Raw genomic sequence first — 25,052 nt, 5'->3', positions numbered from 1 at the left:
CCGATAACCTGAACACATGACGCATACGGGCAACCCCTTCGGACAGGTGCTCGTCGCGCTCGTCACTCCGATGACGGCCGACGGAGAGGTCGACTGGCCCGCCGTCGAGAAGCACATGGACGACGTCATCACCGCCGGCGCCGACGGCATCGTCGTCACCGGCACCACGGGCGAGACCTCGACCCTGACGGATGCCGAGAAGATCCGGCTCGTCGAGGTCGGCAAGGACGTCGCGGCAGGACGCGCGAAGATCATCACGGGCGGCGGCTCGAACGAGACCGCACACGCGATCGAGCTGTACAAGGCCAGCGAGAAGGCCGGCGCCGACGGCATCATGATCGTCACGCCGTACTACAACAAGCCCACGCAGGCCGGCATCCTCACGCACTTCCGGCTCGTCGCCGACGCGACCGACCTGCCCGTCATCCTCTACGACATCCCGGGCCGCACCGGCGTGCCGATCCGCTACGAGACCATCCTGCGGCTCGCCAAGCACCCGAACATCCTCGCGATCAAAGACGCGAAGGGCGACTTCAGCGAGGTGAGCCGCGTGCTCAACCAGACCGAGCTGCTCTACTTCTCGGGCGACGACGCCAACGTGCTCCCGCACCTCTCCATCGGCGCGACCGGCCTGATCGGCGTCACCGCGAACATCGCGGCGCAGCCGTACCGCGTGATCGTCGATGCCGTGAACCGCGGCGATCTCCAGGCCGCCACGGCGGCGCACAAGCAGCTCGAGCCCCTGGTGCGTGCCGTCATGACGCACGTGCCCGGCACCGTGTCGGCCAAGTACATCCTCCACGGCCTCGGCCGCATCGGCAGCCCGCGCGTGCGCCTGCCGCTGGTAGGCCCCGAAGAGTGGGAGGCCGCCAAGATCGAGGACGAGCTCGCCCTCGTCGCGGACGTGCCGGGCGCCGACTTCTCCAACTTCCGTCCTGATCGCAACGCCGCTGCCGGCGGAGCACTTCCGAAGGTCTCTGGTACCACGCGATGAGCATTCCCACCACACCGTTCGACCCGCCCGAGCTCGAGGCCGGAACCCTGCGGGTCGTCCCGCTCGGCGGCCTGGGCGAGGTCGGCCGCAACATGACCGTGTTCGAGTACGGCGGGAAGCTGCTGGTCGTGGACTGCGGCGTGCTGTTCCCCGAAGAGCACCAGCCGGGCGTCGACCTGATCCTGCCCGACTTCGAGCCGATCAAGGGCCGCCTCGACGACATCGTCGGCGTCGTGCTCACGCACGGACACGAAGACCACATCGGCGCGGTGCCGTACCTGCTGAAGCTCAAGGGCGACATCCCGATCATCGGGTCGGGGCTCACGCTGGCGCTCACCGAGGCGAAGCTCAAAGAGCACCGCATCAAGCCCTACAGCCTCACCGTGACCGAGGGCCAGCGCGAGAACCTCGGCCCGTTCGAGCTCGAGTTCATCGCCGTCAACCACTCGATCCCCGACGCGCTCGCCGTCGCCGTGCGCACTCCCGCAGGCCTCGTGCTGGCCACCGGCGACTTCAAGATGGACCAGCTGCCGCTCGACGGCCGGCTCACCGACCTCCGCGCGTTCGCCCGCCTCGGCGAGGAAGGAGTCGACCTGTTCCTGGTCGACTCGACGAACGCCGACGTGCCGGGGTTCACGCCGCTGGAGCGCTCGATCGGCCCCGTGCTCGACCAGGTGATCGGCCGCGCTCCGCGGCGCGTGATCGTCGCGAGCTTCTCGAGCCACGTCCACCGCGTGCAGCAGGTGCTGGACGCCGCAGCGGCCCACGGCCGCCGCGTCGCCCTCTTGGGGCGCAGCATGGTGCGCAACATGACGATCGCCGAGGAGCTCGGGTACCTCCACGTGCCCGAGGACGTGCTGATCGACTACAAGAAGGCGCGCGACCTGCCCGAAGACCGGATCGTCTACATGTCGACCGGCTCGCAGGGGGAGCCGATGGCCGTGCTCAGCCGCATGGCGAACCTCGACCACGCGATCGAGCCGGGACCGGGCGACACGGTGATCCTCGCGTCGAGCCTCATCCCCGGCAACGAGAACGCCGTGTACCGCGTCATCGACGGGCTCACCAAGCTCGGCGCGAACGTGGTGCACAAGGGCAACGCCAAGGTGCACGTGTCGGGTCACGCCGCGGCGGGCGAGCTGCTCTACTGCTACAACATCCTGAAGCCGAAGAACGTGCTGCCTGTGCACGGCGAGTACCGCCACCTCATGGCGAACGCGCGACTCGCGCAGGACACCGGCATCGCGCCGGAGCGCACGCTCCTGGCCGAGAACGGCACCGTCATCGACCTCCGCGACGGCGAGGCGAGGGCCGTCGGCCAGCTGGACCTCGGATTCGTGTACGTGGACGGCTCGACGGTGGGCGAGATCACGGATGCCGACCTCAAGGATCGCCGGATCCTCGGCGAGGAGGGCTTCATCTCGGTGATCGTCGTCGTCGACGCGTCGACCGGCAAGGTCATCTCGGGGCCCGAGATCCACGCGCGAGGGTTCGCGGAGGACTCGGCGGTGTTCGAGGACGTCAAGCCCAAGATCGCCGCGGCGCTCGCCGAGGCCGCGAAGTCGGGCGTGCGGGACTCTCATGCGCTCTCGCAGGTCGTGCGCCGCACGATCGGGCGCTGGGTGAACCAGTCGCTGCGCCGCCGGCCGATGATCGTGCCGCTCGTCATCGAGGCGTAACACCGCGCTCGTAGACTCCCCGCATGCCGCCCGCCTTCCGCCTCCGCCCCGCCGCGCAGGCCGACGGCGCCTTCCTCGGCGACATGGTCGTCGAGGCGGTGAACTGGCGTCGCGGGGGTGCCCGGCCCCGGCATGAGGTCATCACGGGGTCGGAGCACAGCCGCTACCTCGCGGGCTGGATGCGTCCGGGCGACGCGGGGTTCGTCGCCGAGGACCTCCACGGCGAGCCGGTCGGGGCGGCGTGGTACCGGCTGCTGCCGCGCAGCGATCCGGGCTTCGGGTACGTCGGCACCGGTGTGCCCGAGCTCATCATCGGAGTCCGGCCGATCTGGCGGGCCCACGGCGTCGGCAGGGCGCTGCTGCAGAGGCTCTGCGAGCACGCCCGCGACCAGGGCTTCGCCCGCATCAGCCTGAGCGTCGAGCGCGACAACTTCGCGACCGGCCTCTACCGCAGCGAGGGCTTCGCGGTGGTGCGTGGCGGCATCGGTCGCGACACGATGGTCAAGCGCCTGCGCTGACCCGACCCCGGCGTGCTTGCCGCGAAAAGTCGGGGGACCGCCGTACCTTGGAGTAATGCCCAGGAGCACCAGCCCGACCAAGGGATCGAGCGCGTCCTCGCGCGCGTCCGGCACGGGCGCGGCCGGGACGTCGTCGTCCCGTGCCCGCAAGCCCGCCCCGGCGCCCAAGAAGTATGTGAACGAGCCCGACAAGCCTCCCGTCGTCGTGCGGGCGTGGCTGGGTCTCGCGCACGCGACCGGCGGACTCTTCCGCGCGTTCGGTCCCGAGACCCTCGAGAAGGACCAGCGCCGCGACGGCTTCCCGTTCCTGCTCGTGCTGCTGGCGATCGCCGGCGCCGTGAACGAGTGGTTCTTCATCGGCAGCGACATCGCGGCCACCATCAGCGCGTACTCGGTCGGCGGTCTGCTCGGACGCGAGGCGTTCGTGCTGCCGGTGCTGCTGCTCCTGCTCGCAGGGTGGATGTTCCGCCACCCGTCGTCGGTGCACGACAACGGCCGCGTCGGCATCGGCTTCGCCGTGATCGTCCTGACGATCGCCGGGTTCTGCCACGTCGCGGGCGGCCGCCCGCAGCCGAGCGAAGGGCTCCCGGCGCTCAGTGAGGCCGGCGGCCTGTTCGGCTGGATGCTGGGCGAGCCGCTCGCCCTCGTGCTCACCGACATCGGCGCCTACATCGCCCTGTCGCTCCTGGCCGTGCTCGGCATCCTGATCCTCACGAAGACGCCTCCCAACCGCATCGGCAAGCGGCTCGGCGAGCTGTACGCGTGGATGTTCGGCGCCGAGCCCGCCGAACCGAAGACGACGACGGATGCCGCGCCCGCCGACGACGACGGCGACCCGTCGCTGCCGTGGTGGCGCCGCAACAAGACCGGTCGCGAGAAGGACCCCGAGGGCGGCATCGGATCGCAGGACCTCACCGAGCTGCTGCCTCCGGGCGCCGTGAACGGCGGCTTCGAGCAGGCGATCGCCCCGCCCGTGGCACCGCCGCCCGTGCCGGCCGACGCGATGACCGAGGTCATCGACCCGGCCGTGCTCTCGGCAGCCAAGGCGGCGTCCTCGTCGCGCACGTCGCTGCGCGGCGACTCCGACACCGGCCCCGTCGAGGACGACGGCGTGCTCCCGGGCCTCGACGGCATCGGCTCGACGACGTCCGCCGACGCGGCGGCGCCGTATCGCCTGCCGTCGGTGCACTCGCTCGCGGCCGGCACGCCGCACGTGGCGCGTTCGCAGGCCAACGACGACACGGTCCGCGCCATCACGAGCGTGCTCGATCAGTTCTCGGTCGACGCGCGCGTCACCGGGTTCTCTCGCGGCCCGACGGTGACGCAGTACGAGATCTCGCTCGGACCCGGCGTCAAGGTCGAGCGCATCACGGCACTCACGAACAACATCGCCTACGCGGTGGCCTCCAACGAGGTGCGCATTCTCGCGCCGATCCCGGGCAAGAGCGCCATCGGCGTCGAGATCCCCAACGCCGACCGCGAGATCGTGACGCTCGGCGACGTGCTCCGATCGAGCGCCGCCGCGAACCAGAGCCATCCCATGACGATCGGCGTCGGCAAGGACGTCGGCGGCGGCTACGTCGTGGCGAACCTGGCGAAGATGCCCCACCTCCTGGTGGCAGGCTCCACCGGTTCGGGCAAGTCGAGCTTCGTGAACTCGATGATCACGAGCCTGCTGATGCGCGCGAAGCCGGCGGATGTGCGGATGGTCCTCATCGACCCGAAGCGCGTCGAGCTCACGTCGTACGCCGGCGTCCCGCACCTGATCACGCCGATCATCACGAACCCCAAGAAGGCGGCCGAGGCGCTGCAGTGGGTCGTGAAAGAGATGGACATGCGCTACGACGACCTCGCGTCGTTCGGCTTCCGTCACATCGACGACTTCAACAAGGCCGTCGTGGCCGGCGAGATCACGCTGCCGCCGGGCAGCGAGCGCGTGCTCAAGCCGTATCCGTACCTCCTCGTCGTCGTCGACGAGCTCGCCGACCTCATGATGGTCGCCCCGCGAGACGTCGAGGACTCGATCGTGCGCATCACCCAGCTGGCGCGGGCCAGCGGCATCCACCTCGTCCTCGCGACGCAGCGTCCGTCCGTCGACGTCGTCACGGGCCTCATCAAGGCGAACGTGCCCTCGCGCCTCGCGTTCGCAGTGACGAGCGTCACCGATTCCCGCGTCATCCTCGACCAGCCTGGGGCGGATCGCCTCATCGGTCAGGGTGACGGCCTGTTCCTCCCGATGGGCGCCTCGAAGGCCCTCCGCGTGCAGGGCGCGTGGGTGAGCGAGCAGGAGATCGAGACGGTCGTCAAGCACGTCACGGCGCAGGCGCGGCCGGAGTACCGCAACGACGTGGCCGCCGTGGCGGAGAAGAAGGAGATCGACGCCGACATCGGAGACGATCTCGAACTGCTGCTCGCCGCCGCGGAGCTCGTGGTGTCGACGCAGTTCGGGTCGACGTCGATGCTGCAGCGCAAGCTGCGCGTGGGCTTCGCGAAGGCCGGTCGCCTCATGGACCTGCTGGAGTCGCGCGAGATCGTCGGCCCGTCCGAGGGCTCGAAGGCGCGCGACGTGCTCGTCACGGTCGAGCAGCTGCCGGGCGTGCTGGCCCGGCTCCGCGGCGACGACGTGCCCGACGACGCCCCCGCGGCCGCGAGCGATCCGTACGGGACGGATGCCGTCGCGTCGCAGTTCGACGGCTATCCCGTCGTCGGCGGCGACGAGGGCTCCGAGGACGCGTGGGGGCTGACCGGCCGCGACTGACCGTCGGGTTCGCACCCGGCCGATAGGCTCGGAGCATGGCGATCCCGCGGCAGTTGCCCAATGCGATCACGGTCGTGCGCATCCTGTGCGCGCCGGTGTTCCTGTGGATGCTCCTCGCGGACGGCGGGGCCGACGGGCCGCTGCGGTGGTGGGCGGCTGCGCTGTTCATCGTCGCGATCGCGACCGACGGGCTCGACGGGTACCTGGCGCGCCGGCACGACATCGTCACGGATCTCGGAAAGCTGCTCGACCCCATCGCCGACAAGGTGCTGACGGGCTTCGCGTTCGTCGGCCTGTCGATCCTCGCCGAGCTGCCGTGGTGGATCACGATCGTCGTCCTCGTGCGCGAGATCGGCATCACCGTGTACCGGTTCGTCGTGGTCAGCGACCACGTGCTGGCCGCGGCATGGATGGGCAAGCTCAAGACCGTCGCGCAGGCGGTCGCCCTCTCGCTCGCCCTGCTGCCGCTGTGGAACCTCGTCGGCGAGTGGATCTGGTGGGTCAACGGCATCACGATGGCGATCGCGGTCGTGCTCACCATCGCGAGCGGCATCGACTACGTCGTCAGCGAGGCCCGCGCGGCACGCGCACGGCGCGCGGCGAAGTGACCGGCGACGCCGGGGAGCGGCATCCATCGGCGCCCTCGGCGTCCGCGGAAGACGTGCTCGCGGCGCTCGCACGTCGCGGCTGGTCGGTCGGCACCGCCGAGTCGCTCACCGCGGGGCTCGTCGTCGCGACCCTGGTGGACGTGCCGGGGGCGTCCGCGAGCGTGCGGGGCGGGATCGCCGCGTACGCGACGGACGTGAAGACGACGGTGCTCGGGGTGGACAGGGGCCTCCTGGCCCGTGCGGGCCCGGTCGACGCGGAGGTCGCGCGGCAGATGGCCCGCGGGGCGCGGCGCGTGCTCGATGCCGATGTCGCGATCGCGACGACGGGGGTCGCCGGGCCCGACCCGCAGGACGGTCAGCCCGTCGGAGCCGTCTACATCGCGATCACGACGCCCGAGCAGGAGACGGTCGAGCGTCTCGCGCTGAGCGGAACCCGGCGCGAGATCCGCGTGGCGACCGTCGCGGCGGCGCTGGGGCTGTGCGCGAGCGTGCTGCGGAGCGGATGACCGGCCTCGGGAACAGACTGTGTTTCGTCTCGGTTACATTCGGTGATTCCCACCCATTGCTCAGCGCACGGGTTTAGATTGACATCAACCGGTGATGTACTGTTGTCCACCCGGACACGCGGAATCAGAAGTGAGGAGGGGGCCCGCCATGATCCTGGTACGTCAAGAGATCGGCGAAGTGCTTCGTGATTTCCGCCAGCAGAAGGGTCGTACCCTCCGGCAGGTCGCGAGCCGCGCCAGTGTCGCGCTCGGCTACCTGAGTGAGGTCGAGCGCGGTCAGAAGGAGGCCTCGAGCGAGATCCTCGCCTCGGTGGCAGAAGCGCTCGACGTTCCCATCTCGACCATCATGCGTGAGGTGGGGGACCGCATCTCGGTGATCGAGGGGCTGCAGACGTTCCCCGACGTCGTCCCCGACGACCTGATGGCCTCGGTCGACGCCGAGCTCTCGCTGCACTGAGCCGCGGATCGCGACGAGGCGGATCCGCCCTTCGGCAGCGCTCAGGAACAACCCTTCGAGAGAGTTCGGGAACCAGCCACCGCTATGCGCCGCAGTGAGTTCAATCGTGCCGTCGCCGATGAGTTCGGAGACCGCTCCAACGCGATCGTGAACGATCTCGTGCTGTCGCAGGTCGGCGACCGCACGCCCGCCGATGCGATCGCCGCGGGTGTGCCCCCGCGCGACGTGTGGCTGGCGCTGTGCGCCGAACTCGATGTCCCCGTGGCGCGGCGCCACGGCGTCGGACGCCTCGAGCCCCGCGCGCGCTGATCGCGGCGTGTCGCATCGAACGTTCGTTCGAGGTCCGCGTAGGCTCCTCCACAGCAGGAGTCGAGGACGTGTCTGTCCACGGATCGAGAGGAGCGAAGACGGATGTCGGAGCCCGCTCGTAACGTGATCCACGTCGAACGACACCTCACGCCTTGTCGCAGCATCCGTCCCACCCGGGGCGGAGCGCGACAGCCTACAGGCGACGGAACGCGAGCATAAGGAGCACGCCATGCCCTCAGCAGTTGACCGCGAGAAGGCCCTCGAATCGGCCCTCGCCCAGATCGACCGGCAGTTCGGGAAGGGCTCGGTCATGCGACTGGGCAGCGACGAGCGTGCGCCGGTCGAAGTCGTCCCCACCGGCTCCATCGCGCTGGACGTCGCCCTCGGCATCGGCGGGCTGCCCCGCGGCCGCATCATCGAGATCTACGGGCCTGAGTCGTCGGGTAAGACCACGCTGACCCTCCACGCGATCGCGAACGTGCAGCGCGCCGGCGGCATCGCCGCGTTCATCGACGCGGAGCACGCGCTCGACCCCGACTATGCGCAGAAGCTCGGCGTCGACATCGACTCCCTCCTGGTGTCGCAGCCCGACACGGGGGAGCAGGCGCTCGAGATCGCCGACATGCTCGTGCGCTCCGGCGCCATCGACCTCGTCGTCATCGACTCGGTCGCCGCGCTGGTGCCGAAGGCCGAGATCGAGGGCGAGATGGGCGACTCGCACGTGGGTCTGCAGGCGCGCCTCATGTCGCAGGCTCTGCGCAAGCTCACCGGTGGCCTCAACCAGACCAACACCACGATGATCTTCATCAACCAGCTGCGCGAGAAGATCGGCGTGTTCTTCGGCTCGCCCGAGACCACCGCGGGCGGCAAGGCGCTCAAGTTCTACGCATCGGTGCGCCTCGACATCCGGCGCATCGAGACGCTGAAGGACGGCTCCGACGCCGTCGGAAACCGCACGCGCGTCAAGGTCGTGAAGAACAAGATGGCTCCGCCGTTCAAGCAGGCCGAGTTCGACATCCTGTACGGCGTCGGCATCTCGCGCGAGGGCAGCCTCATCGACTTCGGCGTAGAGCACGGCATCGTCAAGAAGTCGGGCGCGTGGTACACCTACGACGGCGAGCAGCTCGGTCAGGGCAAAGAGAACGCGCGCAACTTCCTCATCAAGAACGAGGATGTCGCGGCCGAGATCGAGTCGAAGATCAAGACGAAGCTCGGCATCGGCGTGCCCAAGGGTGCAGAGGCAGCCGTCAACGACGAGCTGGCGGCCCGCCGGCCCGCCTGATGTCTCGACGGAGCTCGACAACCGTGTCTCGACGGAGCTCGACAACCGTGTCTCGACGGAGCTCGACAACCGTGTCTCGACGGAGCTCGACAACCGCGGTGGGGTGTGGATAGCGGCGACGGGGGCGAGCGGCAGGACTCGCTCGCCCCCGTGATCCCGCTGTTCGGCGCCCAGAGCACCGGACAGCAGCGCGTTCCTCCCGACTCCGCACCGATGGGCGAGGTGGGGTGGAATGCGACATGGGCCGATGACCCGGATGACGACGCGGTCGGCGCCCGCCCTGGTCGCAGTCCGCGATTCGACGCCGGCGACGGCTTCGGATCCGAGTCGGCCGACGCCGTCCGGGAGCAGGCGGAGAAGCGCCTGCTGAAGAAGCTGCGCACGCGATCGCTCTCGGTCGCAGAGGCCCGCGCCGTCCTGGCCGAGCCGGGCCTCGACGCCGACGCGGCCGAGGACGTGCTGCAGGCGTTCCTCGACCGCGGGTACCTCGACGACGCCGCGCTTGCCGAGCAGATCGTCCATGCGGCCGTCGACCGCAAGGGGCAAGGTCGACGCGTCATCGCGCAGACACTCGCGAAGCGCGGGGTGCCGCGTGATGTCGGCGAAGCCGCCCTCACCGCGCTTCCCGACGACGACGCCGACCGTGCGCTGGAGTACGCCCGCACGAAGGCGCGCGCGATGCGCGACCTCGACCGCGACACCGCGGTGCGGCGTCTGAGCGGCCAGCTGGCGCGTCGCGGCTATGGCGGGTCGATCGCGCTCGACGCCGCGCGGCGCGCACTGGACGAGCAGGGTTCCGGGTCAGGGGTCCGCTTCCGCTGACACCGGGACGCCCCGAACAGCGACGGCCGTGCTGCCAGGCCCGGCTCGTAGAATGGCCCATCATGTCTTCTCCTTCCGCTTCCCCGACTCTCATCGAGTCGTCGCCCGCCGCGATCGGCGCCGACGGCCACGCGCGCACGTACGAGGTGCGCACGTTCGGGTGCCAGATGAACGTCCACGACTCCGAGCGCCTGTCGGGCTCTCTCGAGAGCGCGGGTTACATCCGTGCGGAGGCGGGCGTAGAGGCGGACGTCGTCGTCATCAACACGTGCGCGGTGCGCGACAACGCCGCCGGCAAGCTCTACGGCACCCTCGGCCACTTGAAGTCGCGCAAAGACAAGCGCGAGGGCATGCAGATCGCCGTCGGCGGCTGCCTGGCGCAGATGGACAAGCAGGCCGTTCTCGAGAAGGCGCCGTGGGTCGACGTCGTCTTCGGCACGCACAACATGGGCTCGCTGCCGGGACTGCTCGAGCGCGCGCGGCACAACGGCGATGCCGAGCTCGAGATCCTCGAGTCGCTCGAGGTCTTCCCTTCGACGCTGCCCACCAAGCGCGACAGCATCTACAGCGGCTGGGTGTCGATCTCGGTCGGCTGCAACAACACCTGCACGTTCTGCATCGTGCCGAGCCTGCGCGGCAAAGAGAAGGACCGCCGGCCCGGCGACATCCTCAACGAGATCCGCCTCCTCGTCGACGACGGCGCCATGGAGGTGACGCTGCTCGGTCAGAACGTGAACTCGTACGGCGTCGAGTTCGGCGACCGCCATGCGTTCGGCAAGCTGCTGCGCGCCGCCGGCGAGATCCCGGGGCTCGAGCGCATCCGCTTCACGAGCCCGCACCCGGCCGCGTTCACCGACGACGTGATCGACGCGATGGCCGAGACGCCCGCGGTCATGCCGCAGCTGCACATGCCGCTGCAGTCGGGCAGCGACCGCATCCTCAAGGCGATGCGCCGCTCGTACCGCAGCGAGCGGTTCCTCGGCATCCTCGACCGGGTGCGCGCGAAGATCCCGAACGCCGCCATCTCGACCGACATCATCGTCGGCTTCCCCGGTGAGACCGATGAGGACTTCGAAGACACCATGCGGGTCGTCGAACAGGCCCGTTTCGCCAGCGCCTTCACCTTCCAGTACTCGATCCGCGAGGGCACTCCGGCGGCCACCATGCCCGACCAGGTGCCGAAGGCGGTCGTCCAGGAACGCTACGAGCGTCTGGTGGCCCTGCAGGAGCGCATCTCGCTCGAAGAGAACCAGCGGCAACTGGGTCGCGAGCTCCAGGTGCTCGTCTCCACGGGGGAAGGCAAGAAGGATGCCGAGACCCACCGTCTGACCGGACGCGCCGAAGACAATCGGCTCGTGCACTTCGAGGTGCCCGCCGGCTCCGACGTTCCGCGCCCCGGCGATGTGGTCTCGGTCGTGGTGACGCACGCGGCCCCCTTCCACCTCCTCGCCGATGCGCCCGACGGCGCGCCGCTGCGCATCCGCCGGACGCGGTCAGGCGACGCGTGGGACAGGTCGCAGGCAGAGTCGTGCGCGGTCCCCGCGCCCGCCGAGGCTGGAGCGCCCCGTGCGGTCTCGCTCGGCCTGCCCACGCTGCGCGCCGGCGTGTGAAAGCGGCCGGTCGTTGAGCGACGAGCGCAGCGACGAGACGAGACGGCCGGAGCCGGAAGAGGAGTCCGTGCGTTCCGTCTCGGTCGGCGCGCCCGGCGACCGGAGCGAGTCCGGTACGGGCCCGCGCCTCTGGGTGATCGTCGGTGCCACCGGCACCGGCAAGACGGCGCTGTCGCTGGACCTCGCCGAGACGATCGCCGCGCGCGGACGACCCACCGAGATCGTCAACGCCGATGCGATGCAGCTGTACCGCGGAATGGATATCGGCACCGCGAAGCTGCCGTCGGGCGAGCGTCGCGGCATCCGACATCACCTCTTCGACGTGCTCGACGTCACCGACGACGCGGCCGTCGCCTGGTATCAGGATGCCGCGCGCACCGCGATCCGCGAGATCCACGCACGGGGGGCGGATGCCGTCCTCGTCGGCGGTTCGGGACTGTACGTGTCGAGCGTGCTCTACGACTTCCGCTTCCCGCCGCGCGACGAGGCCGTGCGGGCGCGCCTGGAGGCGGAGCTCGGCGCCGACGGCCCGGGCGCCCTCTTCGCCCGTCTGCGTGCACAGGACCCGGCGACCGCCGAGCGGATCGACCCGCGCAACGGTCGCCGCATCGTGCGGGCGCTCGAGGTCCTCGAGCTGGGGGAGCGGACGCACGGCGCGGCGCTGCCGGAGGCACCCGTGCTGTGGCACGAGCCGACGACGGTCATCGGCGTGTCGGTGCCTCGCGACGAGCTGGTCGCCCGACTCGATGAGCGGGTCGACGGGATGTGGCGAGACGGGCTCGTCGCGGAGGTCGCGGCACTCCGTGAGCGGGGGCTCGAGCGCGGGGTCACCGCGCGCCGAGCGATCGGCTATGCCCAGGCGCTCGCCCAGATCACAGGCGAGATGACCGAGGCGGACGCGATCGCCGAGACGAAGGCGCTGACCCGCCGCTACGCCCGCCGGCAGGTGTCGTGGTTCAAGCGGTACGAGGGGGTGCAGTGGGTGGCGCCGGGGGCGGCCGCGGCATCCCTGGCAGACTCGACAGCATGACGATCGACATCCGCCCCTTCGACATCGCCGAGACCGAGGCCGTCGTGTCGCTCTGGCAGGCGACCGGTCTCACCCGCGCGTGGAACAATCCCTACCAGGACATCCGTCGCAAGCTGTCGGTGCAGCCGGAGCTGTTCCTGGTGGCCGTGGCCGACGGCCAGGTCGTGGGATCGGTGATGGCCGGCTACGACGGGCACCGCGGCTGGCTGTACTACCTCGCAAGCGACCCGCAGCGGCGCGGGCAGGGCATCGGAAGGCGGCTCGTCGAGGAGGCCGAGGAGCGGCTCCTGGCGATGGGATGCCCCAAGGTGCAGCTCATGGTGCGCCCCGACAACAACGGGGCCCAGGGTTTCTACCGCGAGCTGGGCTACGAGCCCTTCGACACGTGGACCACCGGCAAGCGCCTCATCGCCGACTGAGCGACGCGGGCTGCTGCTCGGCCGGTGCCACCGGCTCCGCACCCTGGACGGGCGCCGCATCGTCATCGTCGAGGCGGCCGCCGACGTAGAAGTCCCACAGGCGCAGGCGCACGCGCTGCGTCAGGGTGCGGCGGCCGAGCGGGTCCGGACCGGTTCCCGGGGGCTCCAGGGCCTCCGGGAGGGCGATGCGAGCACGCTCCGCCTCGTCGAGGGGCTGATGCACCTCGACGTACTCGCCGCCGGCGAGACGCACGACGCGGCCGGTCTCGACGCCGTGGGCGAGCAGGTCGCGGTCCTTGCGCTGGAGCCCCAGGCAGATCCGTCGCGCGGCGGTGAAGCCGACGATCGGGCCCGCGACGAGCGCCACCTGCAGGGCGGTGATGACGTGCTCGATGCTGATCCAGAACGTCATCGCGAGGATGTCCGCGCCGCCCGCCGCCCACAGCACCCCGGCGAAGACGAGCCCGGCCACCCCGATGCCCGTGCGCGTGGGCGCGTTGCGCGGACGATCGAGCAGGTGGTGCGCACGGGAGTCGCCGGTCACCCACTCCTCGAGGAACGGATACGCCGCGACCACCGCGAAGAACAGTCCGACCACCGCCAGCGGCACCAGGATCGCGAGGGTCCACGTGCGGTCCAGCCACACCACCTCCCAGCCCGGCGGGACCAGCCGCAGCGCGCCGTCGAGGAATCCCGTGTACCAGTCGGGCTGGCTGCCGGCCCCGGCGTTCCCGGGGTCGCCAGGGCCGGAGAGCCAGATCGGGCTCACGGTCACCGTGGCCGAGACGAGCAGGAGCAGTCCGGTCACGAGGACGCCCAGCCCGCCCGCCCGTGCGGCCGCGTTCGGGACGAGCGGAACTCCGACGACGTTCTGCTCGGTGCGTCCGGGGCCGGGGAACTGCGCGGGTCCGTGACGCCAGGCCGCCACCGCGCGCAGCGCGAGGAGCACGATGAGCGCACCGGGGAACACCAGGACGTGCAGCGGGTACAGGTTCTCGATGATCCGCCCCGGGAACGGGCCGCCGAAGAGCGCGGACGCGACCCACGTCCCGACGACCGGGATGCCGAGCACGATGCCCTCCACGATGCGCAGTCCCGTTCCCGAGAGCATGTCGTCGGGCAGGGCGTATCCGCTCCACCCGGCGGCTAGTGCGGCGAGGAACGCGAGCACGAGCAGCACCCACGGGCCACGCCGCGGCCGACGGAAGGCCCCGGTGAAGAACGTCACGACCAGCTGCAGCACCATCGAGGCCGGCAGGAGCAGGGCCGCCCAGTGGTGCGCCTGACGGATCAGCCGGCCCCCCGGTACGTCGAAGGTGATGCCCATCGTCGAAGCGAACGCCTTCGACGCCTCGGCGCCGTGCAGCGGCGCGTGCGAGCCGGTGTACGTCGCCATCTCGCTCGACGGCGTGTACCAGAACATCAGCACGAACCCCGTCACGGTGACGACGAGGAGGCACGTGACCGTCACGACTCCGAACAGGTTCGTCCAGTGGGTCGGCACCCGCCGGCCACGGACCGCGGCCGAGAGGTCGCCGATCCGCCGGCCGAAGATCGTCGTGCCGTGCAGGCGTTCGGTGAGCCGGTCGGTCATCGACGTCCGTCGGCCCTGCCGCTGCCTCTGCTCCGTCTCGATCGCCATGCGGCGCATGTCGGCCTCCTCTGATGGACTCACACATTCGACACCGTGCGACGGCGAGATGTGACAGTCTCCGAGCAGGCGAGGGGGCGCGGCGCCGACCATAGACTGGTGCGATGCCGCAGACCATCGCGTTCACCAAGGGCCACGGCACCGGGAACGACTTCGTCATCGTCCCCGACCCGGACGGGCAGCTGGATCTGTCCGACGACCAGGTCGCCGTGCTGTGCGACCGTCGCTTCGGGATCGGCGGCGACGGGATCCTGCGCGTGGTCCGCTCCAGCGCGATCGACGAGGGAGCGGCGGCTGCGGCATCCGGTGCCGAGTGGTTCATGGACTACCGCAATGCCGACGGCTCGAAGGCCGAGATGTGCGGCAACGGCACGCGGGTCTTCGTGCGCTACCTCATCGAGGTCGGCTGGGCCACGTGGGACGACGGGCCCGTGGCGATCGGCACCCGTGCGGGCGTCAAGACGCTCACGCGCAGCGACCGCGGCTTCGAGGTCGACCTCGGCCCCTTCCACGTGGACGACGCGGACGTCCTGGTGCGCACGCGCGGGGGCGGCGCCCCGCGCCCGGGCATCGGGGTGGACGTCGGCAATCCTCATGTCGTCGTCGCCCTTCCCGACGAGCGCGAGCTCGAGGGCCTCGATCTGGCGGCGCAGCCGCAGATGCACCCCGTCCCCCCGCACGGCGCCAACATCGAGTTCGTGGTGCCCGCCGACCCGCTCGTGCGCGAGGGCGTCGGATCGATCCGCATGCGCGTGTTCGAGCGCGGGGTGGGCGAGACGCTCAGCTGCGGGACGGGCGTCGCGGCGGCGGCGATCGCGGTGCGGCACTGGGCGGGGCCGGCCGCTCCTGACCACTGGGTCGTCGATGTCCCCGGCGGGACGCTGGGGGTCCGGATGCCGGAGGTCGACGGCGAGAATCATGTGCTGCTGTCGGGTCCGGCGACTCTCGTCTACTCCGGCGAGGTCACGCTGGCCTGACGGCAGGACACGCCACTGCGGCGCCGATGCCCGAGCGGAGGGTCAGGGTGCAGGCAGCTCGATCGGTTCGCTCGGCGGCGATCCGTGGCGGCGCACCTTCAGCACGCGGAAGCCGCGCGCCGTCGCGGCCCGATGAACGCTGTAGCCGCGGTCGAGGGTCGCCGCGAGCCACCGCTGCAGCGAGTCGGACCCCAGGTTGCGCTGCACGACCAGCCACGCGTCCGAGCGGTCGTCGAGCCGCGGGATCCATCGCTCGAGCAGGCCGTGCAGCTCGTTCTTGCCCACCCGGATCGGAGGATTCGAGCGGATCGTTCGGAAGACGATGTCGTGGGGAACATCGTCGGGCCGCGCCGCGTTGACGTTATGGAGTCCCAGCGCCTCGGCGTTGCGCCTCACCAGATCGAGTGCCCGCTCATTGACGTCGACGGCCCACACCGTCGCGTGCGGAGCGTCCAGCGCGAGGCTGAGTGCGATCGGTCCCCACCCGCACCCCAGGTCGAGGAGATTCCCGCTGGGCGGCGGGGGAGGAGTGTTCGACAGCAGCACCGCGGTTCCCGAGTCCACGTGGTCCGGGCTGAACACGCCGCCGGCGGTCGTGACCTCGAGGTCGCGTCCGGCCAGCGTCACGCGGACGCGCCGCAGATTCTCGGGACTGGCGGGCGAGGCACTGAAGTAGTGGTCGCTCCCCATGGCTGACGAGCCTAGCGGAGGAGCCGGACGGCGTGGGAGAGCCCAGCGTCACCGGTTCATCGAGCTCGGGCCCAGTGGGCGGGACTAGAATTCACGGATGCCTCGAACCGGCCGATGAACGCTGGAAAAGGCATCCCGAAAGGAACACATGACGGATATCCAGACACCCCGGAGCACAGACGAGACGCCGGTCGACGAGGTCGACGCGGTGGATCGCGTGCTGGCGCGCGCCGAAGCGCGCTCGGGGGTGCGCGTCTTCGGCGCCGCGCAGGCGCTGCAGGATGAGACCACCATCGGGCGCACCGACTCCGACGGCGAGCAGTGGGATCGCGAAGAGCGCGCAGCGCTGCGCCGCGTGCCCGGGCTCTCGACCGAGCTCGAGGACGTCACCGAGGTCGAGTACCGGCAGCTGCGCCTCGAGAACGTCGTGCTCGTGGGCGTGCACGCGCAGGGCGAGACGGAGGATGCCGAGAACTCGCTGCGCGAGCTCGCGGCCCTGGCCGAGACAGCCGGTGCCGTGGTCCTCGACGGCGTGCTCCAGCGCCGTCCTCACCCCGACCCGGCGACCTACGTCGGACGCGGCAAGGCCGAGGAGCTGCGTGACATCGTCGCCGCGGTCGGCGCCGACACGGTGATCGCCGACACCGAGCTCGCGTCCAGCCAGCGCCGCGCGCTCGAGGATGTCGTGAAGGTCAAAGTCATCGACCGCACCACCGTCATCCTCGACATCTTCAGCCAGCACGCCAAGAGCCGCGAAGGCAAGGCCCAGGTCGAGCTCGCGCAGCTCGAGTACCTGCTGCCGCGACTGCGCGGATGGGGTGAGTCCATGAGCCGCCAGGCCGGTGGCCAGGTGGGCGCGGGCGGCGCGGGTATGGGCTCGCGCGGTCCCGGTGAGACGAAGATCGAACTCGATCGCCGTCGCATCCGCACGCGCATGGCGCAGCTGCGCCGGCAGATCCGCGACTTCGCTCCGGCGCGCGACGCCAAGCGCGCCGAGCGTAAGCGGCACACGGTGCCGTCGGTCGCGATCGCGGGCTACACGAACGCCGGGAAGTCGAGCCTGCTGAACCGGCTCACGAGTGCGGGCGTGCTCGTCGAGAACGCCCTGTTCGCGACGCTGGATGCCACGGTGCGCCGCTCCGAGACCTCGGACGGACGGGTCTACACGCTGACCGACACCGTCGGGTTCGTGCGCAACCTGCCGCATCAGCTGGTCGAGGCGTTCCGCTCGACGCTCGAGGAGGTCGGCGACGCCGACGTCATCCTGCACGTCGTCGACGGTTCGCACCCCGACCCCGCGGCGCAGCTGGCGACGGTGCGCGACGTGATCGGCGACGTGGGCGCCCGCGACATCCCCGAGCTGGTCGTGTTCAACAAGGCCGATCTCGTCGACGACGACACGCGAATGGTGCTGCGCGGGCTCGAGCCCAAGGCGCTGTTCGCCTCCTCGCGCACCGGTGAGGGCATCGACGAGCTCCGCGAGGCGATCGAGCAGGCGCTGCCGCTGCCCGCCGTCGAAGTGCGTGCGCTCGTGCCGTACGACCGGGGCGACCTGGTGTCGGCGATCCACGAGCAGGGCATGATCCTCTCGCAGCGGCACGAGGAGGGCGGCACCGCCGTCCATGCGCGCGTCGGCGAGCACCTCGCCGCGCGGCTCGCGCCGTTCGCGGTCTGACGTCTCGTCTCGCTCGTCCTCGCCCGCTCCACGACCGATGCGCATCGCTCGTGGAACGGGCGGAGCGAGACGAAACGCGGTGACCGCTCAGTCCAGCTCGACCTTCGGCACGCCCGGCGTGTCGAATCCGAGCACCTGGCCGAGGAATGACAGCTCGGCCTCGAGGGCGCGGATGACCGTCTCGGCGCGGCGGAACCCGTGGCCTTCGCCCTCGAACGCGAGATAGGCGTGCCGCACCTCGCGTGCGGCGAGGGCATCCCGGACCGCCTCGGACTGGGTGGGGGGCACGACGAGGTCGTCGAGTCCCTGCTCGAGGAGCAGCGGTGTCCGCAGGCGGTCGAGGTGCGACAGCGGGGAGCGGTCGAGGTACACCTGCTCGGCCGCGGGCAGTGGTCCCACGAGGCCGTCGAGGTAGCCGGCTTCGAAATCGTGCGTGTCTTCGGCCAGCCGCCGCACGTCGGCGACGCCGTACCGGCTGATCCCGGCGGCGAACGTGTCGGAGCGGGTGACGGCGCACAGCACCGTCCAGCCCCCGGCCGACCCGCCCGCGACGGCGAGGCGCCGGGGATCGGCGGCCCCCATGTCGGCGAGACCGCGTGCGGCCGCCACCACGTCATCGACGTCGACGACGCCCCACTGGCCGCGCAGGCGCTCGCGGTAGGCGCGTCCGTAGCCGGTCGAGCCGCCGTAGTTGACGTCGAGCACGCCGATCCCGCGGCTCGTGAAGTACGCGATCTTGCCGGTGGCGGCGCCTCCGACATGATCCGTCGGGCCGCCGTGCACGAACACGACGTACGGCGGAAGCTCGTCGTCGGGTCCGGTCGCCCCGGGGTTCGTCGGCGGGTAGTCGAAGGCGTGCACGGGTCCGTGCGCACCGGGCACGGTCACAGGCCGCGGCTGCGGCATCCACTCGTCGCCCCACGGCGAGGACGCTCCGGCGACCACGCGCGCGTCGCCGGGGCGGTCGACGTCGATCTCCCAGAGACCCGCGCCGCGCGCGCCCGCGCTCTCGAGCAGTACGCGCGTGCCGCGGACGTCCTCGATCGACGTGCGCGTGACGGCCGGGCCGGCCACCGGACGCACGCTTCCGTCGGGATCGACGAGGACGAGCTCGTCGATGCCGTTCGTCCGCACGGCGAGGATGCGGCCGTCGCCGAGGAGCGCGAACCAGCGGGGTCCGAGCACCCACAGCGGGCCGCCGGTATCGGCGTCGGCGGGCGCGAGGTGCTCCCGGAGCTCGGGCCGCAGGTCGGGCGAGAGCCCGAGCCGCCACAGGTTCCAGCGTCCGGTCGGGTCGTCGGAGTACACCAGCGTGCCGTCGTCCGCCCAGACCGGCTGCAGCGGCGAGCTGGTGCCGCCGGCGACCGTCCGCCACTCCGCGACGCGGCTGCCCTCGAGGCGGCCGACGCGCAGCTGGGCTCGGTCCCACGGCATGTCGGGATGGTCCCACGCGATCCAGGCCAGGGTCGTCCCGTCCGGCGACAGCGCCGGCTGCGCCACGAAGTCGCTCTCCGCGACGAGCGACACGACGCGTGACGGATCCTGTGCGGCCGACCCGTGGAGGGGGACCTCCACGATGTCGCGGCGCGGCGCGCCGAGCGCCCCGTGAGCCTCGCGCACGGCCAGCAGCCGCCCGCCCTGCAGGGTGAGCCCGCCGTACCGGACATCGCCCTCGTCGGCCGTGAGCGGATGCGGCGCCGCTCCGGCGTCGAGCCGCCACACCCGCTGGTCGGTCTTCTCGACGAACAGCAGCGCGCCGTCCTCCGTCGCGGCCCACGAGCCGCCGCCGTACTCGTGCACCCGTGAGCGCGCGCTCCACGGCGCCGGGAGGACGTCTTCGACGGCTCCGGATGCCGTCCTCCGGCGCACAGCGGAACGCCCCGCCTCTTCGGGCACCGACTCTCCCCACCACACCTCGGCGCCCACGAAGCGCGCACCGTCCAGGCGCGGCGACGCCGCCGAGACCTCGGCGGCGGAGAGGGGCGATGGCCAGGTTCCGTAGGGGAGGACTGCGGGTGTCGTCACGCCACCACGCTACGGCGAAACACTTGGTCACAGGGAGGCGGCGGCCCGGCGTGCTCGGCTACCGTGGACGCATCGTCGCCCGGCGCGTCGCGAAAGCGGAAGCCGGGCAGGGAGCGACAGCCGAGCCCGGCACCCGCCCGCGATGACACCCTCCGCCGGACACCGGCGATGGAGAGGTGCCGCGGCCGCCAGGCCCGATGACCCCGTCCCCCGATCCGAGAAGCACGCCATGCCGATCGACCTGAGCACTCCTGCGGTGCCCGTCTCGTTCGAGGTCTACCCGCCTCGGTCCGAGGCCGGCTTCGCGTCCCTGCACGAGGCCATCCGCCACCTCGCGGCCGTGGATCCGCGGTTCATCTCGGTGACCTACGGCGCGGGCGGCTCCACCGGCGGGCGGTCGCTCGAACTGCTCACCCACATCCTCCGCGAGACCCATGTGGAGCCGCTTGCGCACCTGACGTGCGTCGGCAGCACCTACGCGGGAGCCAACGCCCTCATCAGGGAGTTCCTGGATGCCGGGATCACGAGCTTCCTCGCGCTGCGCGGCGACCCGCCGGCGGGCGCCGGCGAGGACGACGCGTTCCTCGGCGATCTCGAGAGCGCGGCGCAGCTGGTGCAGCTGATCGACCGGGTGCAGGCCGAGCGCGCGCCGTACACCGAGGCGCCGTTCCCCGGGATCCCCGGCGCGGTGCGCGTCGAGCGGCGCACGAAGGTCGACATCGCCGTGGCGGCGTTCCCCAACGGCCATCCGCGCTCGCGGCACCCCGCCGAGCACATCGACGCGCTGCTGGCCAAACAGGCCGCCGGGGCCACGCTCGCGATCACTCAGCTGTTCTTCCATGCCGAGGACTACCTCGGGTTCGTCGCGCGCGCCCGAGCCGCGGGCGTGACCATCCCGATCCTGCCCGGCATCATGCCCGTCACCTCGCCCGCGCGTCTTCGTCGCGTGGTGGAGCTCACCGGCGAGCAGCTGCCCGTCGATCTGTCGATCGCCCTCGAGATCGAACCGACGCCCGAGGGCCAGCGCGATGTCGGCATCGCCCATGCGGTCCAGCTCGCCCGCAGCGTCCTCGACGGCGGTGCGCCCGGCATCCACCTCTACGCCTTCAACAGCCACGACACCGTGCTCGCCGTCCTGCGCGACGCCGGGATCCTCACCTCGCACGACCCTCACAAGGAGACCCGCCGATGACTCATCCCCGCACCCCGTTCCCGCACGGCACGATCCTCGGATACCCGCGCATCGGAGGCCGCCGCGAGCTCAAGCGAGCCGTCGAGGCGCACTGGGCCGGCGAGCTCGACGAGGCGGCGCTCGAGCGCATCGCGGCCGACCTGCGCCGCCGGACGCGCGACCGGCTCGCGGCGCTCGGCCTCGGCCGCGGCGACTCCTCGATTCCCGAGACCTTCTCGTACTACGACCAGGTGCTGGACGCTGCGGTCACCGTCGGAGCCCTCCCGCAGCGGTTCGCCGCGCTGAAGGACGCGGACGGCACGGTCGGCCTGGCCGCGTACTTCACCGCCGCTCGCGGCGCGGGCGAGGACGCCCCGCTCGAGATGACCAAGTGGTTCGACACCAACTACCACTACCTCGTGCCCGAGATCGGTCCCGACACCGGGTTCGCGCTGTCGAGCGACCGATTCGCGCGACAGGTGGCCGAGGCGGCGGCCGACGGCTTCACGGTGCGCCCCGTGATCGTGGGCCCGGTGACGCTGCTCGCGCTGGCGAAGGCGACGCCCGGGGCTCCCGAGGGCTTCGCGCCGCTGGACCGGCTCGACGACCTCCTCCCGGTGTACGCCGAGCTGCTGGCGAGCCTGCGCGCCGCGGGTGCCGAGTGGGTGCAGCTGGACGAGCCGGCTCTGGTGAGCGAGAGCCTGCCGGCCACGACGCAGGAGCTGGCGGATGCCGCGGCGCGCGCCTACGAGCGGCTCGGGGAGGCGGCCGACCGGCCCGCGATCCTCGTCGCCGCGGGATACGCGCAGCTGTCGGCCGAGGCCTGGACGGCTCTCGCCGCCGCGCCGATCGAGGCGCTCGCGATCGACCTGGTGCGGGGGTCCGTCCCGGCCGCGGCCCCGGGCCTCGAGGCGAAGACGGTCGTCGGCGGGGTGATCGACGGTCGCAACATCTGGCGTGGCGACCTCGAGGCGGCGTGGGAACGTCTGGAGTCGCTCGGCTCCCTCGACGCCGCACACGTGAGCGCCGGGACCTCGACGTCGCTCCAGCACGTGCCGCACGACGTCCGTGACGAACCCGGCCTCGCGCCGCGCCTGGCGTCATGGCTCGCGTTCGCCGACCAGAAGGTCGAGCAGGTCGTCACGCTGGCCACCGGCCTGGTGGCAGGACGCGAGGCCATCGGCGACGCGCTGGCAGAGGCATCCGCCGCCCTCGCCGACCGGCGGAGCGCGCCGGGCGTGCGCGACGGGGCGGTGCGCAGCCGCGCGGCGCGGCTCGCCGCCGCCGACTACTCGCGCGGTGAGTACGCCGCGCGAGTGGAGGCCCAGCAGGCGGCTCTCGACCTGCCGGTGCTCCCGACGACGACGATCGGCTCGTTCCCGCAGACCGGCGACATCCGCCGCGCCCGCGCCCGGCACGCCGCGGGCGAGCTCACGCGCGAGGAGTACGAGCGGTTCCTGCGCGACGAGATCGCGCGCGTCGTCGCGCTGCAGGAGGAGGTCGGACTCGACGTGCTCGTGCACGGCGAAGCCGAGCGCAACGACATGGTGCAGTACTTCGCGGAGCACCTCGACGGTTTCGCGGTGACGCGCAACGGCTGGGTGCAGTCGTACGGGTCCCGGGCGACGCGCCCGTCGATCCTGTGGGGAGACGTGTCGCGGCCGGCGCCGATCACCGTCGCGTGGTCGACCTACGCGCAGTCGCTCACCGACAAGCCGATGAAGGGCATGCTCACCGGTCCGGTGACGATCCTGGCGTGGTCGTTCGTGCGCGACGACCAGCCCCTCGCCGAGACCGCCGACCAGGTCGCGCTCGCCCTGCGCGATGAGATCGCCGATCTCGAGGCGGCCGGAATCGGCATCATCCAGGTGGATGAGCCGGCGCTGCGCGAGCTCCTTCCGCTCAAGACGGCCGACCAGCCCGCCTACCTCGACTGGTCGGTGGCCTCGTTCCGTCTCGCGACGGCGGGAGCGGCGGCGGCCACCCAGGTGCACACGCACCTCTGCTACTCGGAGTTCGACGTCGTGATCGACGCGATCGCGGCCCTCGACGCCGATGTGACGTCGATCGAGGCCGCCCGCAGCCGGGGCGAGGTGATCGGCGACATCGCGCACTCCGGCTTCGCGCACGGCATCGGGCCCGGCGTGTACGACATCCATTCGCCGCGCGTGCCGTCGGTGGGCGAGGTGGCCGAGCTGCTCGACCGCACCGTCGCCGAGCTGCCCCTCAGGCAGGTGTGGGTGAACCCGGACTGCGGCCTCAAGACCCGCGGATACGACGAGACGGTCGCCTCGCTGCGCAACATCATCGAGGCCACGCGCTCGGCGCGGGAGTCGGTCGCGGCGCCGGTGTAGCCCTCAGCGGACGCGCGGCTTGCGCTTCGTGCCGACGGATGCCGGCTCCGCCGTCCCGGCCTCGGCCGGCTCCGCGGAGGGGACCGGCTCCTCGGTGTCGACCGGCTCCTCGGTGGGGGCGGGCTCCTCGGTGGGGGCGGAGAGGACGACGACCTCGTCCGCGACGTCGTCTTCGGCATCCGTCGCCGAGTCACGTCGCTGCAGGATCTCGAGGATCCAGGTGACCACGAGCGCGACGATGACGACGAGAAGGACGTCGCCCGCCGACAGCGGCCGGAGTGCGAAGAGCCAGATGACGGCGAGTGCCACGACGATCGTGCGGACGGCGATGCGGTACCGTGCGAGCCACGCTCCGAAGCGGCCGGTCGTGAAGCCGTGGTCCGCCAGCCGCGCGCGCAACGAGGCGTTCATCGAGCCCACGGCGCCGCGCGTCCGGACGGCCGGAGACCATCGCCCGGCGAACCAGCCGAGGACCGCGATCACCGCTCCCAGGAGCGCCACGATCGCCGCGGTCTGCTGCATCGCCCCGACGAGGCTCTCGTACACGACGCCGAGCGCCGCCGAAGACAGGCCGAGCTGCACGGCGGCCTGGCCGACGACCGGGTAGCCGATCGCGAACGCCAGGGCGAGGGCGCCGCCGCCCACCACGAAACCGATGCCGGTCCCGAGGACCGCCGTGCTGCGGCGCCGGGCGATGAGGATGCCGATGACGAACAGGGCGATGGCGATGACCGGGAGCCACCAGCCCAGGGTGGTGGCGAGCGCGTAAACGGTCCGCACCGTGACCAGGGTCTCGCCGGTGCCGATGATGACGACGCGGTCGACGGCCGGGATCAGCTGCGCGATCCCGACGCCGCGGTCGAGGAGGTTCTGCTTGACGCCGTCGACGATCGTGCCCAGCTGGATGCCGAGACCGTCGTCGGTGAGCACCACCACGCCGCCGCCGTCCGAGGTCGCGGCGGCCGTCAGCACCCGGTGCGCGGCACGCGTGGTGGTCGTCCAGGTGTCGGCGAACGCGTCGGATTCCACGACCCTCGTCACGGTCTGGGTGAGGAGGTTGCTGAGGCCCTCCGCGGCCGGCGCCTCCAGCAGCCGCAGGGCGTCGGTCGCGCGAGGCGGCAGGCCGAGCTGGGCGATCCCGTCGAAGACGTCGGCGGTGAGCGCGTCGAAGTCGACCTGGGCCTCGACGGCCTCGACCGTCTCGTCGATGAGCATCTGCTGCACGGCCGGATCGTCGGCGAGCGGCGCGAGCGTGGAGACGAAGGCCGCCTCGTCGACGAGTTCCAGCCGCGCCCACGCGGTGACGACGGCCAGCGGGACGAGGATCGTCGCGATGACGATGCACAGCGCCGACAGGAACGCCCGCCAGCGCGAGCCGCGGGGACCGCGAGCGGTGTCCGCGGCCGGGGGCGCCTCGGTGCGGAGGCGGGCGTTCTCCGCCTCGAGCTCGGCCAAGCGGGCGTAGAGGTCGGGGGAGTCGGCGTCGGGCGCTGCGGTGGTCATCTCACCCTTATATC

21 protein-coding genes are annotated in these 25,052 nt (G+C 71.5%); 17 read left to right on the top strand and 4 right to left on the bottom strand.

Annotated elements, in window-relative coordinates; all coding sequences use genetic code 11:
• Positions 1-16 precede the first annotated feature (16 nt).
• The 13 genes from dapA (at position 17) to IM778_RS10750 (ending at position 12,992) form a co-directional block, all read left to right on the top strand.
• A complete protein-coding gene (dapA, locus tag IM778_RS10810) occupies positions 17-994 on the top strand; it encodes a 4-hydroxy-tetrahydrodipicolinate synthase (protein WP_194408903.1) in 978 nt (325 codons plus the stop codon).
• Complete coding sequence (locus IM778_RS10805; protein ID WP_194408902.1) at positions 991-2,673, top strand: ribonuclease J; 1,683 nt, start codon at positions 991-993, stop codon at positions 2,671-2,673. Before dapA ends, IM778_RS10805 begins: the two co-directional genes overlap by 4 nt.
• A gap of 23 nt (positions 2,674-2,696) precedes the next feature.
• The gene (locus tag IM778_RS10800) at positions 2,697-3,191 is read left to right on the top strand and encodes a GNAT family N-acetyltransferase (protein ID WP_194408901.1); all 495 of its coding nucleotides are present in this window, start codon (positions 2,697-2,699) and stop codon (positions 3,189-3,191) included.
• Positions 3,192-3,246: 55 nt separating this feature from the next.
• Positions 3,247-5,949 (top strand): FtsK/SpoIIIE family DNA translocase, encoded by a 2,703-nt coding sequence (locus IM778_RS10795; RefSeq protein WP_194408900.1) that lies wholly within the window; start codon positions 3,247-3,249, stop codon positions 5,947-5,949.
• A 35-nt stretch (positions 5,950-5,984) separates the two neighbouring features.
• The gene (pgsA, locus tag IM778_RS10790; RefSeq protein WP_194408899.1) at positions 5,985-6,557 is read left to right on the top strand and encodes a CDP-diacylglycerol--glycerol-3-phosphate 3-phosphatidyltransferase; all 573 of its coding nucleotides are present in this window, start codon (positions 5,985-5,987) and stop codon (positions 6,555-6,557) included.
• A complete protein-coding gene (locus tag IM778_RS10785) occupies positions 6,554-7,063 on the top strand; it encodes a CinA family protein (protein ID WP_194408898.1) in 510 nt (169 codons plus the stop codon). Before pgsA ends, IM778_RS10785 begins: the two co-directional genes overlap by 4 nt.
• A gap of 148 nt (positions 7,064-7,211) precedes the next feature.
• Positions 7,212-7,520 (top strand): helix-turn-helix domain-containing protein, encoded by a 309-nt coding sequence (locus IM778_RS10780; protein WP_127818813.1) that lies wholly within the window; start codon positions 7,212-7,214, stop codon positions 7,518-7,520.
• An 84-nt stretch (positions 7,521-7,604) separates the two neighbouring features.
• Entirely contained in the window at positions 7,605-7,829 is a 225-nt protein-coding gene (locus IM778_RS10775) for a DUF3046 domain-containing protein (RefSeq protein WP_194408897.1), read from the top strand.
• A gap of 229 nt (positions 7,830-8,058) precedes the next feature.
• The gene (gene recA / locus IM778_RS10770) at positions 8,059-9,111 is read left to right on the top strand and encodes a recombinase RecA (protein ID WP_194408896.1); all 1,053 of its coding nucleotides are present in this window, start codon (positions 8,059-8,061) and stop codon (positions 9,109-9,111) included.
• 105 nt (positions 9,112-9,216) lie between these two features.
• Complete coding sequence (locus tag IM778_RS10765) at positions 9,217-9,933, top strand: regulatory protein RecX (RefSeq protein WP_194408895.1); 717 nt, start codon at positions 9,217-9,219, stop codon at positions 9,931-9,933.
• Between the two features lie 62 nt (positions 9,934-9,995).
• On the top strand, positions 9,996-11,543 hold the full coding sequence (miaB, locus tag IM778_RS10760) for a tRNA (N6-isopentenyl adenosine(37)-C2)-methylthiotransferase MiaB (RefSeq protein WP_194408894.1): 1,548 nt from the start codon (positions 9,996-9,998) through the stop codon (positions 11,541-11,543).
• Between the two features lie 67 nt (positions 11,544-11,610).
• Entirely contained in the window at positions 11,611-12,573 is a 963-nt protein-coding gene (miaA, locus tag IM778_RS10755) for a tRNA (adenosine(37)-N6)-dimethylallyltransferase MiaA (protein ID WP_194408893.1), read from the top strand.
• Positions 12,570-12,992, top strand: a complete 423-nt coding sequence (locus IM778_RS10750; protein ID WP_194408892.1) for a GNAT family acetyltransferase — start codon at positions 12,570-12,572, stop codon at positions 12,990-12,992. Before miaA ends, IM778_RS10750 begins: the two co-directional genes overlap by 4 nt.
• Here IM778_RS10750 and qcrB read toward each other — a convergent pair.
• Positions 12,979-14,643, bottom strand: a complete 1,665-nt coding sequence (gene qcrB / locus IM778_RS10745) for a cytochrome bc1 complex cytochrome b subunit (protein WP_228484505.1) — start codon at positions 14,641-14,643, stop codon at positions 12,979-12,981. The two genes, IM778_RS10750 and qcrB, sit on opposite strands and share 14 nt — an antisense overlap.
• 104 nt (positions 14,644-14,747) lie before the next feature.
• Here qcrB and dapF point away from each other — a divergent pair, with 104 nt between their 5' ends.
• Positions 14,748-15,620, top strand: a complete 873-nt coding sequence (gene dapF / locus IM778_RS10740) for a diaminopimelate epimerase (RefSeq protein ID WP_194408891.1) — start codon at positions 14,748-14,750, stop codon at positions 15,618-15,620.
• 42 nt (positions 15,621-15,662) lie between these two features.
• Here dapF and IM778_RS10735 read toward each other — a convergent pair whose 3' ends face one another.
• Positions 15,663-16,310, bottom strand: a complete 648-nt coding sequence (locus tag IM778_RS10735; protein WP_194408890.1) for a class I SAM-dependent methyltransferase — start codon at positions 16,308-16,310, stop codon at positions 15,663-15,665.
• 148 nt (positions 16,311-16,458) lie between these two features.
• Here IM778_RS10735 and hflX point away from each other — a divergent pair, with 148 nt between their 5' ends.
• Positions 16,459-17,985: a GTPase HflX gene (gene hflX, locus IM778_RS10730; protein ID WP_194408889.1), complete on the top strand. Its 1,527-nt coding sequence runs from the start codon at positions 16,459-16,461 to the stop codon at positions 17,983-17,985.
• Positions 17,986-18,072: 87 nt separating this feature from the next.
• Here the strand turns inward: hflX and IM778_RS10725 are convergent, their stop codons facing one another.
• Positions 18,073-20,010: a S9 family peptidase gene (locus IM778_RS10725; protein ID WP_194408888.1), complete on the bottom strand. Its 1,938-nt coding sequence runs from the start codon at positions 20,008-20,010 to the stop codon at positions 18,073-18,075.
• A 229-nt stretch (positions 20,011-20,239) separates the two neighbouring features.
• On the opposite strand from IM778_RS10725, the gene IM778_RS10720 reads away from it, so the two are divergent.
• On the top strand, positions 20,240-21,202 hold the full coding sequence (locus IM778_RS10720; protein ID WP_194408887.1) for a methylenetetrahydrofolate reductase: 963 nt from the start codon (positions 20,240-20,242) through the stop codon (positions 21,200-21,202).
• Positions 21,199-23,535, top strand: a complete 2,337-nt coding sequence (metE, locus tag IM778_RS10715) for a 5-methyltetrahydropteroyltriglutamate--homocysteine S-methyltransferase (protein WP_194408886.1) — start codon at positions 21,199-21,201, stop codon at positions 23,533-23,535. The genes IM778_RS10720 and metE overlap by 4 nt, the downstream gene beginning before the upstream one ends.
• A 3-nt stretch (positions 23,536-23,538) precedes the next feature.
• Here the strand turns inward: metE and IM778_RS10710 are convergent, their stop codons facing one another.
• The gene (locus IM778_RS10710) at positions 23,539-25,038 is read right to left on the bottom strand and encodes a hypothetical protein (RefSeq protein ID WP_194408885.1); all 1,500 of its coding nucleotides are present in this window, start codon (positions 25,036-25,038) and stop codon (positions 23,539-23,541) included.
• Positions 25,039-25,052: the final 14 nt, after the last annotated feature.

The organism is Microbacterium cremeum, from assembly GCF_015277855.1.
Classification (GTDB): domain Bacteria; phylum Actinomycetota; class Actinomycetes; order Actinomycetales; family Microbacteriaceae; genus Microbacterium; species Microbacterium cremeum.
This window is presented reverse-complemented; position numbering and strand designations above follow the sequence as displayed.